The organism is Oceaniglobus ichthyenteri (assembly GCF_003057885.1).
In the GTDB taxonomy this organism is placed as follows: domain Bacteria; phylum Pseudomonadota; class Alphaproteobacteria; order Rhodobacterales; family Rhodobacteraceae; genus Oceaniglobus; species Oceaniglobus ichthyenteri.
The window spans coordinates 263,906-279,575 of the sequence record NZ_QAGK01000003.1 but is presented as its reverse complement, the minus strand read 5'-3'; the positions used below and the strand labels follow the sequence as shown (position 1 = coordinate 279,575).

Genomic DNA, 15,670 nt, shown 5'->3' with positions numbered 1-15,670 from the left:
CCCCCCCACATTTTACCCGCAACCGGGCGTTTCGTAGGCGCCAAACAGACGAGGATCGGCCAGATGGCTCAAATCTCCCTCACATTTCCCGATGGCAATCAGCGCAGCTATGATGCCGGCATTACCGCCGCCGAGGTGGCGCAATCCATCGCCCCGTCGCTGGCGAAAAAGGCCATTTCGGCAACGTTGGACGGCGCGCATATCGATCTGGCCTGGCCGATCGACACAGATGGGGCCATCGCGATCAACACCATGGCCGATAACGCGCCTGCGCTTGAACTGATCCGTCACGATCTGGCCCATGTGATGGCCCGCGCGGTTCAGGAAATCTGGCCCGATGTCAAAGTCACCATCGGCCCGGTGCGCGATTACGGCTGGTTCTATGATTTTGACCGTGCCGAGCCGTTCACCCCAGAAGATCTGGAGGTGATCGAGGCCAAGATGAAAGACATCATCAACGCCCGCGATCCCGTGCGCACCGAAATCTGGGATCGCGAAAGCGCCATTCAACATTATCAGGACCGCAACGAACCGTTCAAGGTTGAGCTGATCGAACGCATCCCGGGCGATGAACCCCTGCGCATGTATTGGCACGGCGACTGGCAGGATCTGTGCCGTGGCCCGCATTTACAGCACACCGGCCAACTGCCCGCCGATGGGTTCAAGTTGATGAATGTCGCCGGGGCCTATTGGCTGGGCGATTCGTCGCGCCCGATGCTGCAACGCATCTATGGCGTGGCGTTCAAGAACCGCAAAGACCTCAAGGCGCATCTGACGATGCTGGAAGAGGCGGCGCTGCGCGATCACCGTAAACTGGGCCGCGAAATGGGCCTGTTTCACTTTCAGGAAGAGGCGCCAGGCCGTGTGTTTTGGCACCCCGATGGCTGGCGCATCTATACCCAGTTGCAAGATTACATGCGCCGCCGCCAATATGCCGATGGCTATGTCGAGGTGAACACACCACAGGTGGTGGACCGCAAATTGTGGGTCGCCTCGGGCCACTGGGACAATTATCAGGAACACATGTTCATCGTCGAGGTCGAGGAAGAGCACGCCGCCGCCAAGGCGGTGAATGCCCTGAAACCGATGAACTGCCCCTGCCATGTGCAGGTGTTCAATCAGGGTTTGAAATCATACCGCGATCTGCCCCTGCGCATGGCCGAATTTGGCGCCTGCAACCGCTATGAACCTTCGGGCGCACTGCATGGGTTGATGCGGGTGCGCGGATTCACCCAGGATGACGCGCATATCTTCTGTACCGAAGACCAGATCGAGGCAGAAACCGCGAAATTCATCACCCTATTGGCGTCGGTCTACAAAGATCTGGGGTTTGAAAAGTTCGACATCAAATTGTCCACCCGCCCTGAAAAACGGGTCGGCAGCGAGGAATCGTGGGATTATGTCGAAGCAGCGTTGGAAAACGCGATCAAGGCCACCGGCACGCCCTATGAAATCGATCCCGGCGAAGGCGCGTTTTACGGCCCCAAGCTCGATTTCAAACTGACCGATGCGATTGGCCGCGAATGGCAATGCGGCACGTTTCAGGTCGATCCCAACCTGCCTGAACGGCTCGACGCCACTTATATCGGGGCGGATTCCGCCAAACACCGCCCGTTCATGTTGCACCGCGCGATCCTTGGATCGTTTGAACGGTTCATCGGCATCCTGATCGAAAACTTCGCCGGACGCCTGCCCTTCTGGCTGGCGCCGCGTCAGGTGGTTGTTGCCTCGATCATCTCTGATGTCGATGGCTATACCCAAGAGGTGGTGGAAAAACTGCGCGCCGTGGGCGTGCGGGCCGAGGCCGACATTCGCAATGAAAAGATCAACTATAAGGTGCGCGAACATTCCATGGGCAAGGTGCCGGTGATCCTGGCCATCGGCGCGCGGGAGGTTGAGGACAACACCGTCTCCATGCGTCGTCTGGGCGAAAAACAGACGCGCACCGTGGCCTTGGACGATGTTTTGAAAGATCTGGCAGAAGAAGCAAAAGCGCCGGATCAGCGCTAAGCCATTTCAGGCCCGAAAACCTGCCCACGTCAGTCTGAGTGGGCAGGTTTTTTTCAGTCTCCCAACCCTTTGCCGGTCGGAATGCCCTTTTGCGTCGGGATATATTCACGCTGCACCCGGCGTACCTTTTGGACTTTGCGCTGAACCGGATGCTGCATCATCTGTGCATAGCTTTGCGCGCGGGTTGGCACACCGCAACAGATGACGCCGGAAATCGTGATCGGCTGCAATCCTGCCGGACAGAAATTTTCCGTCGGATAAGCGTAAAGCGCGGCATCCTGCGCACTGGCGGTTGCGGGCAACCCGGCCAGCATCAACAGCCCCAGGCCCAATTTCAGTTGCGAATTAAATGTCATAAGCGCCCCCCGCGACGGATGTTATTGTGCGATAAATGTCTTTTCACAGCCTAGCGCGGCAAAACCAGCCGGTCAATTTTGCAAATGGCGATCGGGTCCATTTCGTCAATGGCTGTGGGGCTCATCATCAAGAGAGCCGTGAATGGCAAATTGTTCCAATCCGGCGTCTTGCGGCTCGATCATGCGGTATCCTTCGCGCACCCCCGCTTCGGTCAGTTCGCGCGCAACCGTCAACAGGGTGTTTGGCGTGGCATCTTCGCATAATTCGGCCATGTGGGCGATTTCGCCCTCGGCCACACCACGGGCGGCCTCAAGCGATGGCGCGCCGTAAATATCCACGAAATGCTGTGCCAGGGCTTGGGTCAATGCCTCAACCTCGCCCGGTTCAACCTGTGTCACCGCCACGAAACTGACCCGCCCAAAGGTTTCACAGCCCATCCAACCGTTTGAAAATGCCTGTTTTGCCTTGCCGGTCAAATCCGCCTCGGACCAGTTCGAAAATTCAAACCCACCGGAAATGCACCACTCACCGGTGCGCGCGGGGCTGTGAAACACCCGCGTATCACTTTCGTCGAAATGGATCGCGCGGGCCAGTTTCATGGCACATCCCTTATCACATCACTCAGCGGCAACAGCCGTGTGCCGCCTTGGGTTTTCAACAGCAGGCCAAAATCGGCATCGACCCCGGTAAAATGCCCCGCCTGCCCCAATATCACCGTATCGGTGCCAATTCCATGGGCCAGCCCGATCCATTCGCGGTGCAGCGGCGCGTTGCCCTCATCCTCCCATGTGGTCAGCCACACCAGGGTATGGCGCAGCCAGGCGGGCAACAATACGCCCGGTTCGACATCGCCACAGCCTTCTGCGGCCAGGGTCGTGGTGTCGGGGGTAAGACCCGTGTCGCCCATTGGCGCCCACAGGGCCAGATCAAGTGAAATCACCAACCAATCAGGCTCGGCCCCAGGATCACGGGGCGCCGCGGCCATCGACAAGGTGCCGCACACCGCGCCGTTCACCCGCAGCGTCCCATCCCAACCCAGATGCACCGCCACTTCGGGCGGGCCCAGCGCGCCAAGGGCGTTCTGAAACCCGATCCCGCACAGGGGCAGCATGATCACCGCCTGTGACAGCGTTACTTCGGGGGCGAATACAATCGCCGCGCGCAGCCTTTCGTGGTCAAAATCATAAACCACCAGCCCGGCGTCACACCCCGCCCGCGCCTCGGCCACCGCCACGGCAAACGGATCGGCCCCGGCACTGGCAAGCGGCGAAAACAGCGGCGGCAGATCCATTTACGCCTGACCCTTTGCGATCAGATCGCGCGCGACGCTGCGAAATACCTGGGCCTGCGCGCTGTCGGGGGCCGACACCACAATCGGCGCGCCGCCATCGCTGGCCTGTCGGATCGACAGATGCAGCGGAATTTCCGCCAGCAAAGGCACGCCCAGTTTTGCCGCCTCGCTGGCCACGCCGCCATGGCCGAACACATGTTCTTCGTGGCCGCAATTGGTGCAGATATGGGTCGACATGTTTTCGATCATGCCCACAATCGGCACGTTCAGTTGGTTAAACATATCAATGCCCTTGCGCGCATCGAGCAATGCCACATCCTGGGGCGTGCTGACGATCAGTGCGCCGGTTACGTCGGCCTTTTGCGCCAGGGTCATCTGCACATCGCCGGTGCCCGGCGGCAGATCGACGATCAACACATCCAGCGCGCCCCATTGCACCTGCATCATCATCTGTTGCAACGCGCCCATCAACATCGGGCCACGCCAGACGACCGCCTGATCTTCGTTGGTCATCAACCCGATGCTCATCATCGTGACGCCGTAATTACGCAGGGGCAGAATGGTTTTGCCATCGGGCGATGCGGGCCGCCCCGACACGCCCAACATACGCGGTTGGCTGGGGCCATAGACATCGGCATCCAACATGCCCACACGCCGCCCTTCAGCCGCCAGCGCACAGGCCAGGTTCGACGCGACGGTGGATTTTCCGACGCCGCCCTTGCCGCTGGCGATTGCCAGTATCCGATCAACACCGGGAATTTTCTGCGGACCCTTGGGTTCGGATTTGCGCATTTGCAGATCCGGCGGGGCGGATGGGGTGGAGTGAGCGGTCAGCACGACCGAAACCGTGCCCACCCCATCCAATGCTTTCACCCGCGCCTCGGCGGCGTCTTTCACCGCCTGATATGCATTTGCCTGACTGGGTGCGATTTCCAATACGAACCGCACCGCGCCATCCTGCACGGTCAACGCTTTGACAATACCGGCGTCAACAATGCTGGACCCGGCCAAGGGATCGGTGATTGTTTTCAGCGCCGCAAGAACATCATCACGGGTCAGCGCCACCTCAGCTTTGCCCCGAAATCGTGCCCGTGACGGTGTGTTCCAATTCAAGGCCATCAATGGTCAGAACCATCTTGGCCTCATAGGTTTTGCCGCTTGCACCCTTTTCGCGCATGGCTTCTTCGATCTGCTGTTGCGAGGTCACGCCGACCTGTTTCAGAAACTTGCGCATCGACATGTTGAAATCTTCGCTCATGGGGTCGCTCCTTTGATTGCTTTGAAATGATGTTGGCCCTTATCGCGGTACAGTCAAGGGACCGCGCCGGGCGCTAGTGGTCCTTGCGCTTTGACAAATAATCGTCGGTGGTGCGCACGCGGGGGCGCTCTGCTCCGGCCATCGGGTTGTTCTGACTGTGGTACTGTGATTGCACGCGGCAGTTGTCGCACATCTGGATCATCCGCGCAGCGGCGGGATTGGCGAACATCGCGTGTTTCCCGGCCAGTTTCTCGGTGATCTTCTCGACGGTGGATTTCACCCCGAACAGGCTGCCGCATTCGATACAGGCGAACGGTTCTTCCTCGTGCAGAACCACCTGGCGCAGGACGGTTTCGGTCAGGTTGAACCGGGGTTCAAGCGTGATCGCGTTTTCGGGGCAGATGTTGGCGCACAGCCCGCATTGCAAACAGGCATCTTCCTGAAACCGCAATTGCGGCAGATCGTCATTGTCGCCCAGCGCACCCGATGGGCACAATGACACACACGACAGGCACAGGGTGCAGGCGTCGGTATCGACGACAACCGCGCCGTAAGGGGCGCCCACAGGCAAATCCAACATCGCGCCATCGGGATTCAGCGCCCGCGCCGCCAGACGCGCCACCTGACGGCGGCTGCCCATGGGCAGTGCGGTCTGGATGACCGGTGCGCGCGCCGCGCCACCATACAGGTGATCGGACAGGGCATCAGGATCAACCATATCAATCAATGTCACCGCACCCGGCGCAATCGCCCCGGTCAGCGCCGCCTCGCGTTCAAGCGCAGTACGGTCGGTTTTCGGCGTCAGCAGGATATCGACACTGGCAAAGCCCACCATCAGGGCGGCCAGGGTTTCGGCGTGGCCGAACCCCTCAAGGGCGGCCACCTCAAGCGGGATCACATCGGCCGGCAATCCGCGGCCATAGCGCGCGACAAGGGCGATCATCTCGGCCCCGTGGGGCGCATCATGCACCAACAGGCGGGGCACACCACCGCCGGCCTTGCGATAGGTATCGGCCAATGTGGTCAGCCGGCGAAACACCGACTCAACACTGGGCGCGTCATAGGTGATCGCCCCCGATGGGCACAGCGCCGAACAGGCCCCACAGCCCGCACAGATCATCGGATCAATCGCCACATGGTCGCCATCGGGCATGAATGCACCGGTCGGGCAAATATCCAGACAGTTGGTACAGGCCACCTGTTCGGCCCGCGAATGGGCGCATAATGTCGGCTCCAGCCGGATATAAAGCGGTTTTTCAAACGTTCCCACCATCTGCGATGCGGCCAGAACGGCGGCCCCAACCGCCGCCGGGCGGCCCGGATCGGCGCGCAGATATCCATCGCGCTTTTGCGGCGCGGGAAACAGCGGCGTTGTTCCGCGCAGATCCAGAATAATATCGCATTCGGACTGCGCGCCATCACGGGGTGGTGTCAGCACAGGCGCGCCGCGCCCGCCGGGCACAACCTGTTGCAACCCGTCGATGCGCAGGGAAAATTGACCCAACGTGCCGCTGGCCCGCGCCAGACGCCCCACCACCACATCAAACGCGGTGGTATGTTCAACCTCATCGGCGGTGTCGAGCAACACAGTCACCGCCAGAATATCGGCCAGATCCCGCGCTGCCGCCAGCGCCACATCGGCGGCGCCGAGAATCAGACAGGTGCCTTCGGATTCCACATCCATCGTGCGCGCAGGTGCCACCGCAACCGCGGCTTCGGCCAGAAGTGCGGCCATTTTCGGCCCCGCCTCATCGCCCTGCTCCGACCACCCTGCTCGATCCCGCAGATCGACACAAAGCGGCGGTTCAACCCCCAGCTCTTCGGCCAACTCTTCGAAACGCGCCACCTCCTGACCACAGGCAATCGTCACCGGCCCCGCCTGCAGTGCCTGCGCCACGATATCTATCTGATCCGTGCACAGGGCAGAATGCAGCCGCGAACAGCGCTGCCCGGTTGCGCCTTCGATCGTATCACCCGCAACGGTTTGACTGCCAAGGCAGCTGCAGATCAGAACGGTGTTGGTCATGTCGATCCCCTTTTGCGGGCATTCCCCCGCTTTTCGGCGCCCATTTGGTCAGGAAAGCGGGCTAAGGTAAACCCAAAACGCGGCCCATGGATGCGGCCCTCGGTTTCACTGTGTCAATCCCGATGTATGCAACAGTGAACAAAATTTTGCTTTTTAACTGCAGGAAATTATTGCACAATAGATACACCGCAAACGCAAGAGGAACAACTTGGCCTTTCTGTTCAGCAAATCAAGGACTGTGCCCTTGGGTGTGGTTCTGAAACGGACACCTGGGGTGACGCGATGGGCCAAATGGGCCTGGTCGGCATCCGATGTGTTGCCCGGTGCCGGGCCTGCGAAATGGAAAGTGCTGGCGCACTCCGACACGGTTTCCCTCTATCATGCGGCCACACTGCCGCTGACCCTGTATCCATCGGATACCGAGGCTTATGTTCACGAATTGCAGGCCGAACAGCCATCGGTTTATGTGGTTCTTCGCCCCAGCGAGGGTGAATTCCCGCTTGAGCCACAGGTTGTGACCGTGTCCCCCTATGAGGGGCAGGATTACTGCGATTCGGGCGAAGAAGTGGTGGAACGCGTGGCGATGCCCGCCGGAATGGCCGCCTGGATTCAGGAGTTCATTGACGAACATCACCGCGAAGAACCCTTTGTCAAACGCAAGCGGCGCAATACCCGCGTTGATCAGGTGGAAGACGGCGTGGGCGATGCGCGCATTGCGCAACCCTCTGATGTTTACCGCGCGCCCGGCCACAAGGTGCGGTCATGACAAACCACCTTTCATACTGGGATCGCCGCCGCGCCGCCGTACGCGCGGAACAGGCCGAAGAGGCGCGGATCGCCGAAGCCGAACATCAGGCCCAGATTGACGCCGCGTCAGAGGCCGAACCCGATGAGGCAGTGCTGGCGCGTCTGAACCTGCCCGATCCCGATACGTTGAAAATGGGCGATGATTTTGCCGCGTTCATGGCCAAAGGCGTGCCACTGCGGCTGCGCAACCGCGCCCTGCGCAAATTATGGCGCAGCAATCCGGTATTGGCCTGTGTTGACGGGTTGAACGATTACGATGATGATTACCTGACCGGTTCAACCGGAAATGGCGTGATTGCCACAACCTATCAGGTGGGCAAAGGCATGTTGGCCCATATCGAAGCGCTGGCGCGCAAGGCAGAAGCGTGCAATCCTGAGGAAGACCCGTCAGAGCACATTGCCGAGGATGACGCAGTCGAACCTGCACCCGAGGCCGAAACCGAAGCGCCCGCCGATATGCCGGTTGCCACTGCCGAAACGGCGCCAGAACCCGCACCCGCCCCGCGCCGCATGCGGTTTCGTTTTGATCAAGAGGCCAGCGTATGAACACCGCCCCAACCATCGACATCAGCGCCGAAGACCGCCTGCGCGCGGATCTCTATAATTTTATCGGCCTGCTTTTGGCGGGGCCGCCCGATCAACTGCTGTTGGATCAATGCGCGGGATTGACCGGCGATGATACTGAACTGGGCCGTGCCATTGCGGGGCTGGCCAATGTGGCGCGCGTCAGCAAACCAAAGGCCGTGCGCAGCGAATTCAACGCGCTGTTCATCGGGTTGGGGCGTGGCGAACTGCTCCCTTATGCCAGTTATTATCTGACTGGGTTCCTGAACGAAAAACCGTTGGCCCGGCTGCGCACGGACATGAGCCAACTTGGCATCACCCGCGCCGCCAATGTGTTTGAACCCGAAGACAACGCCGCATCGCTGATGGAGATGATGGGCGGGATGATCGTGGGCCGGTTTGGCCGACCTGCCGATCTGAGTCAGCAGAAAACGTTTTTCGGCGCCCATATCGCACCCTGGGCACCGCATTTCTTTACCGATCTGACAGGTGCGAAGAATTCGGTCCTGTATGCCTCTGTGGGCGATGTGGGCCGCGCATTTCTTGAGATCGAGCGTGAGGCGTTTCGCCTCGCCGTCTAATCCCCCGTTCGGGGCAATCACCGGTGGGGATGCCCACCACATCAGAAAGGGAGACATCCCAATGACCAAAGACACCGAAAAAGGCGCAAGCCGCCGCGATTTTCTGAAACTGGCCGGCACTGCCGCCCCCGCCGCCGTGGTCGCCGCAACCCTGACCCCGACCAAGGCCAGCGCCGAGGTGAACCTGGACAGTCAAACCATGCAGGATACCGCCCACACCCGTGCCTATCTGGCCAGCGCCCGGTTTTAAGAACACCACCAATACCCAGCCCCGAAAGGGAGCGAGGGAAGGGAGAAAGACATGTTACGCAAAAAGACAAACAGCACGTCCCGGCGCACCGCGCGCGGTGGTATTGCCGCCCAGGTGGCCAACACGTCGGTAGACCGGCGCGCATTCTTGCGCGGGTCCGGGCTGGCGATTGGCGGCTTGGCGGCGATTTCGGCCACCGGCGGGTCGGTGACCCGCGCCACGGCACAACAGGCAATGACCGGCAATGTTGAAATCATCAAATCCGTCTGCACCCATTGTTCGGTCGGCTGTACCGTCATTGCCGAAGTCGCCAACGGCGTCTGGATCGGCCAGGAACCCGGCTGGGACAGCCCATTCAACCTGGGCGCCCATTGTGCCAAGGGCGCATCGGTGCGTGAACATGCCCATGGCGAACGCCGCCTGAAATACCCGATGAAAAAAGTCGGCGGCGAATGGGAGCGGATTTCGTGGGATCAGGCGATCAACGAAATCGGCGACAAGATGGCCGCAATCCGCGATGAATCCGGCCCCGATTCGGTGTACTGGCTGGGCTCGGCCAAGCACAGCAACGAACAGGCCTATCTGTTGCGCAAGTTTGCCGCCTATTGGGGCACCAACAACATCGACCACCAGGCGCGGATCTGCCATTCGACCACGGTGGCGGGTGTGGCCAACACATGGGGCTACGGCGCCATGACCAACAGCTATAATGACATCCACAATTCCAAGGCGATCTTTGTGATCGGCGGCAACCCCGCCGAGGCACATCCCGTGTCGCTGTTGCACCTTCTCAAGGCCAAGGAACAGAACAACGCCCCCCTGATCGTATGCGATCCGCGGTTCACCCGTACAGCGGCCCATGCCGATGAATATGTCCGGTTCCGCCCCGGCACCGACGTGGCATTGGTTTGGGGCATCCTGTGGCACATTTTCGACAACGGTTGGGAAGACAAGGAATTCATCCGCACCCGCGTGTGGGGTATGGACCAGATCAAGACCGAAGTCGCCAAATGGAACCCCGAAGAGGTTGAGCGTGTCACCGGCACACCGGGCAAACAACTGGCCCGTGTCGCGCGCACCCTGGTCAACAACCGGCCCGGCACAGTGATCTGGTGCATGGGTGGCACCCAGCACAGCAACGGTAACAACAACACCCGCGCTTATTGCATCTTGCAACTTGCCCTTGGCAACATGGGTCGGTCCGGGGGGGGCACCAACATCTTTCGGGGGCACGACAACGTACAAGGCGCCACCGATCTGGGCGTTCTGGCCGATACCTTGCCCGGATATTACGGGTTGTCCGACGGATCCTGGGCCCATTGGGCGCGGGTCTGGGAGGAAGACCTGGATTGGCTGAAAGGGCGTTTTTCAGTCATGCAAGGCGCTGGCGCAGACGGCGAAGACCGCCAGATGATGGGCGAACCGGGGATCACGGTTTCGCGCTGGATCGATGGTGTGCTTGAGGCGAAAGAGAATATCAATCAGCCCGACAATACCCGCGCCATGGTTCTGTGGGGCCACGCCCCCAACTCGCAGACCCGCCAGAAAGAAATGATCACGGCGATGGAAAAACTCGACCTGATGGTCGTGATCGATCCGTTCCCAACCGTGTCGGCCGTGATGCAGGACCGCCAGGATGGCTGTTACCTGCTGCCCGCCACGACCCAGTATGAAACACGCGGGTCGGTCACCGCCTCGAACCGGTCATTGCAGTGGCGTGACCGGGTGGTCGAGCCATTGTTTGAATCGAAAACCGATCATGAGATCATTTCGATGTTCTCGAAAAAGTTCGGCTTTCACGACAAGATGTTCCGCAATATCGGCATGGACGGGGATGAACCGAATGTCGAAGACATCACCCGCGAATTCAACCGCGGCATGTGGACGATCGGTTATACCGGCCAATCGCCCGAGCGGATGAAGATGCACATGGCCAACCAGCACACGTTCGACAAGACCACGCTGCGCGCCGTGGGCGGCCCGGCCGATGGCGATTATTACGGCCTGCCATGGCCCAGCTGGGGCACCGCCGAAATGAACCACCCCGGTTCACCCAACCTGTACGATCTTTCGGTGCCCGTGGCCGAAGGCGGCATGGGGTTCCGCGCCCGGTTTGGTGTCGAGCGTAACGGCGACAATCTGTTGGCCGAAGGCGTGTATCCGGTGGGTTCGGAAATTCAGGATGGATATCCCGAATTTACCATGCAGATGCTGCGCGATCTGGGATGGGACGGCGACCTGACCGATGAGGAACTGGCGGCGATCAACCGTGTGGCCGGCTTCCCCGATGGTGATCCCGGCCCCGGCCCAGAACAGGAAGTCGGCGAAACCAGCCAACAAGGCGAAATTCCGTCGGATTATCAGGCGAAATCCGGTGGTGTGAACTGGAAAACCGACCTGTCGGGCGGGATCCAACGGGTGGCAATAAAACACGGCTGTGCACCCTATGGCAACGCCAAGGCCCGCGCCGTCGTGTGGACGTTCCCTGATCCGATCCCGATGCACCGCGAACCGCTCTATACCAACCGCCGCGATCTGGTGGCCGATTATCCAACCTATGAGGATAAACAGTTCTGGCGTCTGCCCACCATGTATGCGTCAATTCAGGAAAACGACTTTTCGAAAGAATATCCCATCATCCTGACTTCAGGGCGTTTGGTTGAATACGAGGGTGGCGGTGATGAAACCCGTTCAAACCCGTGGCTGGCCGAATTGCAGCAGGATATGTTCGTGGAAATCAACATTCGCGATGCCAATAATCTGGGCGTGCGGGATGGCGAACAGGTTTGGGTCGAAGGCCCTGAAGGCGGCAAGGTGAAAGTGATGGCAATGGTGACCGAACGTGTCGCCAGCGGCGTGGCCTTCATGCCGTTCCACTTTGGTGGTCACATGGAAGGCGTTGATCTGCGCGACAGATACCCCAAAGGCGCCGATCCCTATGTGTTGGGTGAATCCACCAACACCGCCCAAACCTATGGCTATGACAGCGTAACCCAGATGCAAGAGACCAAAGCGACCCTCTGCAAAATCTGGACAGCGTAAGGAGAGAACGAGATGGCAAGAGCAAAGTTTCTGGTCGACGCCGAACGCTGCATTGAATGCAACGCCTGCGTCACGGCCTGTAAGAACGAACACGAGGTGCCGTGGGGCATCAACCGCCGCAAGGTGATCACCATCAATGATGGCAAACCGGGCGAACGGTCGATTTCCGTGGCCTGTATGCATTGTTCCGACGCGCCCTGCATGGCGGTGTGCCCGGTGGATTGCTTTTATCAGACCGATGATGGCGTGGTCCTGCACTCGAAAGATCTGTGCATTGGCTGTGGGTACTGCTTTTACGCCTGCCCCTTTGGTGCGCCGCAGTTTCCACAGGCGGGGAATTTCGGATCGCGCGGCAAGATGGACAAATGCACCTTCTGCGCCGGTGGCCCGGAAGAAAACCATTCGGCGGCCGAGTTCCAGAAATACGGTCGGAACCGGATCGCCGAGGGTAAACTGCCGCTTTGTGCGGAAATGTGCGCCACCAAGGCCCTGTTGGCCGGTGATGGCAACGATGTTGCCAACATTTACCGCGAACGCGTTGTGGCGCGCGGATTTGGATCGGGCGCCTGGGGCTGGGGCACCGCCTATGATCAAAAGGGCGGTTAAGCCCTGATGTTCTGACACCCGTATCCCGGGGCGAAAATGTCTGGGGATACTTTTCACTTTTAACGGGAACTTTCCCTGACCTGCGGTCTTGGTGTACGAGTTCCACATATCGGAGTAGTCTTATGAGACGCCTGTTTTTCGTTCTTCCCCTCGTCGGTCTGGTCGCTGCCTGCGATACACCCGGTCAATCGACCCTGACAGGGGCCGCTTTGGGGGCCGCCACGGGGGCCGCTGTATCGGGCGGGAATGACAAAGTTGTTGGCGCGCTTATCGGCGGGGCTGCCGGTGCTGCGGCGGGTAACTATATCGGCCGGGCCAACCAGCCGGGCCAGTGCGTGTACCAGCGCAGTGACGGGTCGCGTTATACCGCCCCCTGCTGATCAACCTGACACCGATCAAGGGCACCCGATTTGGGTGCCCTTTTTCGTGGGCATAGCCCGGCACGGGGCCGACGCCAGACCTATCGGATCAAACGGTAGTGAACTGTGTTCAGAGCCTTCCCACTTTTGTCCCGTTGGGCTAATCTGAGGCACGCCCAGGTAGAGGAAAAGCCGCCGATGAATATTCTTCGAACCGTACTTTGTACGCTCAGCATCATTCTTATGGCGGGCCTCGTTCAGGCTCAGGAAATTCCTGATCGCTCATCGACGGGCGGTGCGCCCACGCTGGCCGATATCATGGCCCGTCAGGCCCAACAAAAGGTCGACGACAGCGCCCGACGCGCAAATACCGGCAACCCTGATGCAGGGCTGCCGATTACAGAACAACTTGGCACGCGCGGCGGGGCGTCAGACCCTGAATTGTGGCGCGCCCTGCGGTTCAACACCGCCGATGTCACCACCCAAAACAACGGCCCTGCCGCCGAAGTTCTGATTCAGGATCGCGGCATGTGGTGGCTGAAACAGCGCGGGCCGCTGATGACTTATGGGTTCTTCATCCTGTTGGGCACGCTGATTGCGCTGATTTTGTTTTACCTGATCCGGGGCCGCATTCCGATTGAAGGCGAAAAAACCGGCCGTAGGATCGAACGTTTCAAAGCCGCCGAACGGTTTGGTCATTGGCTGTTGGCAGGTTCGTTCATTTTGTTGGCGCTGTCGGGCACGATCACCCTGTTTGGCCGAAAATTCATCATTCCGGTGATCGGGCATGATGCGTTTTCCACCGTCGCCCTTGCCTGCAAGTTGATTCACAACAACGTTTCCTGGGCCTTCATGCTGGCCCTCGTCATTATATTCGTGTTTTGGGTCGCGCATAACCTGCCGGACAAGACCGATATCAATTGGCTGTTGAAAGGTGGCGGCATTTTCGGGGGGGGCCATCCCCCGGCGAAAAAGTTCAATGCCGGTCAAAAGGTGATCTTCTGGTCGGTGATCCTGTTGGGCACGTCGATTTCCGTTACCGGGCTTTCGCTGTTGTTTCCGTTTGAAATGCCGATGTTTGCGGCGACATTTGAAACCATAAATGCCTGGGGCATTCCCGGATGGTTCAATCAGGCGCCCCTGAACACGGCACTGACGCCCCATGAAGAAATGCAATATGCCCAGTTGTGGCATTCAATCGTCAGCATTGTTCTGGCCACCATTGTGCTGGCCCATATCTATATCGGCTCTGTCGGAATGGAGGGGGCCTATGCCGCCATGGGGTCGGGCGATGTCGAAGAGCAATGGGCCCGCGAACACCACAGCATTTGGGTGGATGAAGTGAAAGCGCGCGAAAACAAGGGGGCGAAAACATGAAGGTAATGATCTTGGCCTTCGTCGCCATTGTCGTGATTGCGGTAAGCGCGAATTTCGGATTGCGCACCTATGCCGGATTTTCCACCCAGGAACGCACAACCGTTGGGAAAAGCGTGCGTCTGGATTAATCTCGCGCGGTCGATCCGCCCAATCGCAAGACCGGGCTGATTTTGATCGTCTGCCTGCCCGCGGGCGCGGTGCCATCGCGCAATGCCAGAATCAGGTCTGCCGTGCGGGTGCCGATCAGGGCGGGAAACGGATCAATCGTGGTCAGCGTGGGCACCGACAGCGACGCGATGTCATAGGCACCAAATCCGGCAATGGCGATATCCTGCGGCACGCGAACGCCACGCCGCGCGCATTCGGTCATGGCTCCGAATGCAGATTGGTCAGACACGCACATCACCGCGTCCGTATCGGGATAATCGCTCAAAAGCCGCGCCATGGCATCTGCGCCCTCGCGCATGGAAATCGGCGGTGGCCCCGCGCCAACCATCCGATCCGCCGGCAGCCCACGCTGCGCCATGGCGCGCAGGAACCCGCGCTTGCGCTCGGCGCCGCGGGTGTCTTCGTTGCGGTCCCCGCCAATAAATGCGATGCGGCGAAACCCCTGCCCGACCAGATGATCGACCATCGCATCGGCGCAGGCCGCGTTCGAAAACCCCACCACGTGACCAACCGGATCAACAGGCAGATCCCAGGTTTCAATCACTGCAATCCCCGCCCCCGCCAGCAGCCGCCGCGCGCGGGGCGTGTGGGTGCCGCCGGTGACGACAATCGCTTCGGGGCGACGGCGCAGCAATTGTTCGATCAGCCGCTCTTCTTCGGTAACATCGTAATGATCATATCCTAACAACACCTGAAGGCCCTCTGCGCCCATCCGGCGCGACAAGGCGTCAACCGTATCGGCAAAATTCCCGTTGTTCAGGGCCGGGATCGTCACTGCGATAAAATCTGATTTCTGCGCCCGCAGGTTTGCAGCCATCGCATCAAACACATATCCCATGTCTTCGGCGACGCTGTGAATGCGCTGGCGGGTTTCGGGGTTAACCGAACTTTCGGCCTTGAATGCACGGCTGACTGTCATCACCGAAACCCCTGCCGCGCGGGCCACGTCCTTCATGGTGGGCGATTTTGGCATT

At 59.9% G+C, this 15,670-nt stretch carries 17 protein-coding genes; 10 read left to right on the top strand and 7 right to left on the bottom strand.

Annotated features, from left to right (window positions below; genetic code table 11):
* The first annotated feature begins 63 nt into the window (after positions 1-63).
* Positions 64-2,010, top strand: a complete 1,947-nt coding sequence (gene thrS / locus C8265_RS06780) for a threonine--tRNA ligase (RefSeq protein WP_108483230.1) — start codon at positions 64-66, stop codon at positions 2,008-2,010.
* 53 nt (positions 2,011-2,063) lie between these two features.
* On the opposite strand, the gene C8265_RS06775 is transcribed toward thrS, so the two are convergent.
* The 6 genes from C8265_RS06775 to C8265_RS06750 form a co-directional block, all read right to left on the bottom strand.
* The gene (locus C8265_RS06775; RefSeq protein WP_206050296.1) at positions 2,064-2,366 is read right to left on the bottom strand and encodes a hypothetical protein; all 303 of its coding nucleotides are present in this window, start codon (positions 2,364-2,366) and stop codon (positions 2,064-2,066) included.
* Between the two features lie 105 nt (positions 2,367-2,471).
* Complete coding sequence (locus C8265_RS06770; protein ID WP_108483229.1) at positions 2,472-2,966, bottom strand: DUF6505 family protein; 495 nt, start codon at positions 2,964-2,966, stop codon at positions 2,472-2,474.
* Positions 2,963-3,658 (bottom strand): biotin/lipoate--protein ligase family protein, encoded by a 696-nt coding sequence (locus C8265_RS06765; protein ID WP_108483228.1) that lies wholly within the window; start codon positions 3,656-3,658, stop codon positions 2,963-2,965. Before C8265_RS06765 ends, C8265_RS06770 begins: the two co-directional genes overlap by 4 nt.
* Positions 3,659-4,723 carry an Mrp/NBP35 family ATP-binding protein gene (locus tag C8265_RS06760; protein ID WP_108483227.1) on the bottom strand — a complete coding sequence of 355 codons (1,065 nt, stop codon included), beginning with the start codon at positions 4,721-4,723 and terminating at the stop codon, positions 3,659-3,661.
* 1 nt (position 4,724) lies between these two features.
* The gene (locus tag C8265_RS06755; protein ID WP_108483226.1) at positions 4,725-4,916 is read right to left on the bottom strand and encodes a DUF6494 family protein; all 192 of its coding nucleotides are present in this window, start codon (positions 4,914-4,916) and stop codon (positions 4,725-4,727) included.
* A gap of 73 nt (positions 4,917-4,989) precedes the next feature.
* The gene (locus C8265_RS06750; protein WP_108483225.1) at positions 4,990-6,942 is read right to left on the bottom strand and encodes a 4Fe-4S binding protein; all 1,953 of its coding nucleotides are present in this window, start codon (positions 6,940-6,942) and stop codon (positions 4,990-4,992) included.
* Positions 6,943-7,180: 238 nt separating this feature from the next.
* Here C8265_RS06750 and C8265_RS06745 point away from each other — a divergent pair, with 238 nt between their 5' ends.
* The 9 genes from C8265_RS06745 (at position 7,181) to C8265_RS19895 (ending at position 14,656) form a co-directional block, all read left to right on the top strand.
* Positions 7,181-7,708, top strand: a complete 528-nt coding sequence (locus tag C8265_RS06745; RefSeq protein WP_108483353.1) for a DUF3305 domain-containing protein — start codon at positions 7,181-7,183, stop codon at positions 7,706-7,708.
* Positions 7,705-8,295, top strand: coding sequence for a DUF3306 domain-containing protein (locus C8265_RS06740; protein ID WP_108483224.1), 591 nt, complete (start codon positions 7,705-7,707; stop codon positions 8,293-8,295). Before C8265_RS06745 ends, C8265_RS06740 begins: the two co-directional genes overlap by 4 nt.
* Positions 8,292-8,894: a TorD/DmsD family molecular chaperone gene (locus C8265_RS06735; protein WP_108483223.1), complete on the top strand. Its 603-nt coding sequence runs from the start codon at positions 8,292-8,294 to the stop codon at positions 8,892-8,894. The genes C8265_RS06740 and C8265_RS06735 overlap by 4 nt, the downstream gene beginning before the upstream one ends.
* Before the next feature lie 61 nt (positions 8,895-8,955).
* A complete protein-coding gene (locus C8265_RS06730; RefSeq protein WP_108483222.1) occupies positions 8,956-9,144 on the top strand; it encodes a ubiquinol-cytochrome c reductase iron-sulfur subunit N-terminal domain-containing protein in 189 nt (62 codons plus the stop codon).
* Positions 9,145-9,195: 51 nt separating this feature from the next.
* A complete protein-coding gene (locus C8265_RS06725; RefSeq protein ID WP_108483221.1) occupies positions 9,196-12,186 on the top strand; it encodes a formate dehydrogenase subunit alpha in 2,991 nt (996 codons plus the stop codon).
* 12 nt (positions 12,187-12,198) lie between these two features.
* Entirely contained in the window at positions 12,199-12,792 is a 594-nt protein-coding gene (gene fdh3B / locus C8265_RS06720) for a formate dehydrogenase FDH3 subunit beta (RefSeq protein WP_108483220.1), read from the top strand.
* Between the two features lie 122 nt (positions 12,793-12,914).
* Positions 12,915-13,172 (top strand): glycine zipper 2TM domain-containing protein, encoded by a 258-nt coding sequence (locus tag C8265_RS06715; RefSeq protein WP_108483219.1) that lies wholly within the window; start codon positions 12,915-12,917, stop codon positions 13,170-13,172.
* 177 nt (positions 13,173-13,349) lie between these two features.
* A complete protein-coding gene (locus tag C8265_RS06710; protein WP_108483218.1) occupies positions 13,350-14,528 on the top strand; it encodes a formate dehydrogenase subunit gamma in 1,179 nt (392 codons plus the stop codon).
* Positions 14,525-14,656: a hypothetical protein gene (locus C8265_RS19895; protein ID WP_276308494.1), complete on the top strand. Its 132-nt coding sequence runs from the start codon at positions 14,525-14,527 to the stop codon at positions 14,654-14,656. The genes C8265_RS06710 and C8265_RS19895 overlap by 4 nt, the downstream gene beginning before the upstream one ends.
* Here the strand turns inward: C8265_RS19895 and C8265_RS06705 are convergent.
* A complete protein-coding gene (locus C8265_RS06705) occupies positions 14,653-15,669 on the bottom strand; it encodes a LacI family DNA-binding transcriptional regulator (protein ID WP_206050294.1) in 1,017 nt (338 codons plus the stop codon). The genes C8265_RS19895 and C8265_RS06705 overlap by 4 nt on opposite strands.
* Position 15,670 lies beyond the last annotated feature (1 nt).

Coding starts and splice junctions, on each gene's coding strand:
- thrS (WP_108483230.1), top strand. CDS start 64: ATGGCTCAAATCTCCCTCACATTTCCCGATGGCAATCAGCGCAGCTAT.
- C8265_RS06775 (WP_206050296.1), bottom strand. CDS start 2,366: ATGACATTTAATTCGCAACTGAAATTGGGCCTGGGGCTGTTGATGCTG.
- C8265_RS06770 (WP_108483229.1), bottom strand. CDS start 2,966: ATGAAACTGGCCCGCGCGATCCATTTCGACGAAAGTGATACGCGGGTG.
- C8265_RS06765 (WP_108483228.1), bottom strand. CDS start 3,658: ATGGATCTGCCGCCGCTGTTTTCGCCGCTTGCCAGTGCCGGGGCCGAT.
- C8265_RS06755 (WP_108483226.1), bottom strand. CDS start 4,916: ATGAGCGAAGATTTCAACATGTCGATGCGCAAGTTTCTGAAACAGGTC.
- C8265_RS06750 (WP_108483225.1), bottom strand. CDS start 6,942: ATGACCAACACCGTTCTGATCTGCAGCTGCCTTGGCAGTCAAACCGTT.
- C8265_RS06740 (WP_108483224.1), top strand. CDS start 7,705: ATGACAAACCACCTTTCATACTGGGATCGCCGCCGCGCCGCCGTACGC.
- C8265_RS06735 (WP_108483223.1), top strand. CDS start 8,292: ATGAACACCGCCCCAACCATCGACATCAGCGCCGAAGACCGCCTGCGC.
- C8265_RS06730 (WP_108483222.1), top strand. CDS start 8,956: ATGACCAAAGACACCGAAAAAGGCGCAAGCCGCCGCGATTTTCTGAAA.
- C8265_RS06725 (WP_108483221.1), top strand. CDS start 9,196: ATGTTACGCAAAAAGACAAACAGCACGTCCCGGCGCACCGCGCGCGGT.
- fdh3B (WP_108483220.1), top strand. CDS start 12,199: ATGGCAAGAGCAAAGTTTCTGGTCGACGCCGAACGCTGCATTGAATGC.
- C8265_RS06715 (WP_108483219.1), top strand. CDS start 12,915: ATGAGACGCCTGTTTTTCGTTCTTCCCCTCGTCGGTCTGGTCGCTGCC.
- C8265_RS06710 (WP_108483218.1), top strand. CDS start 13,350: ATGAATATTCTTCGAACCGTACTTTGTACGCTCAGCATCATTCTTATG.
- C8265_RS19895 (WP_276308494.1), top strand. CDS start 14,525: ATGAAGGTAATGATCTTGGCCTTCGTCGCCATTGTCGTGATTGCGGTA.
- C8265_RS06705 (WP_206050294.1), bottom strand. CDS start 15,669: ATGCCAAAATCGCCCACCATGAAGGACGTGGCCCGCGCGGCAGGGGTT.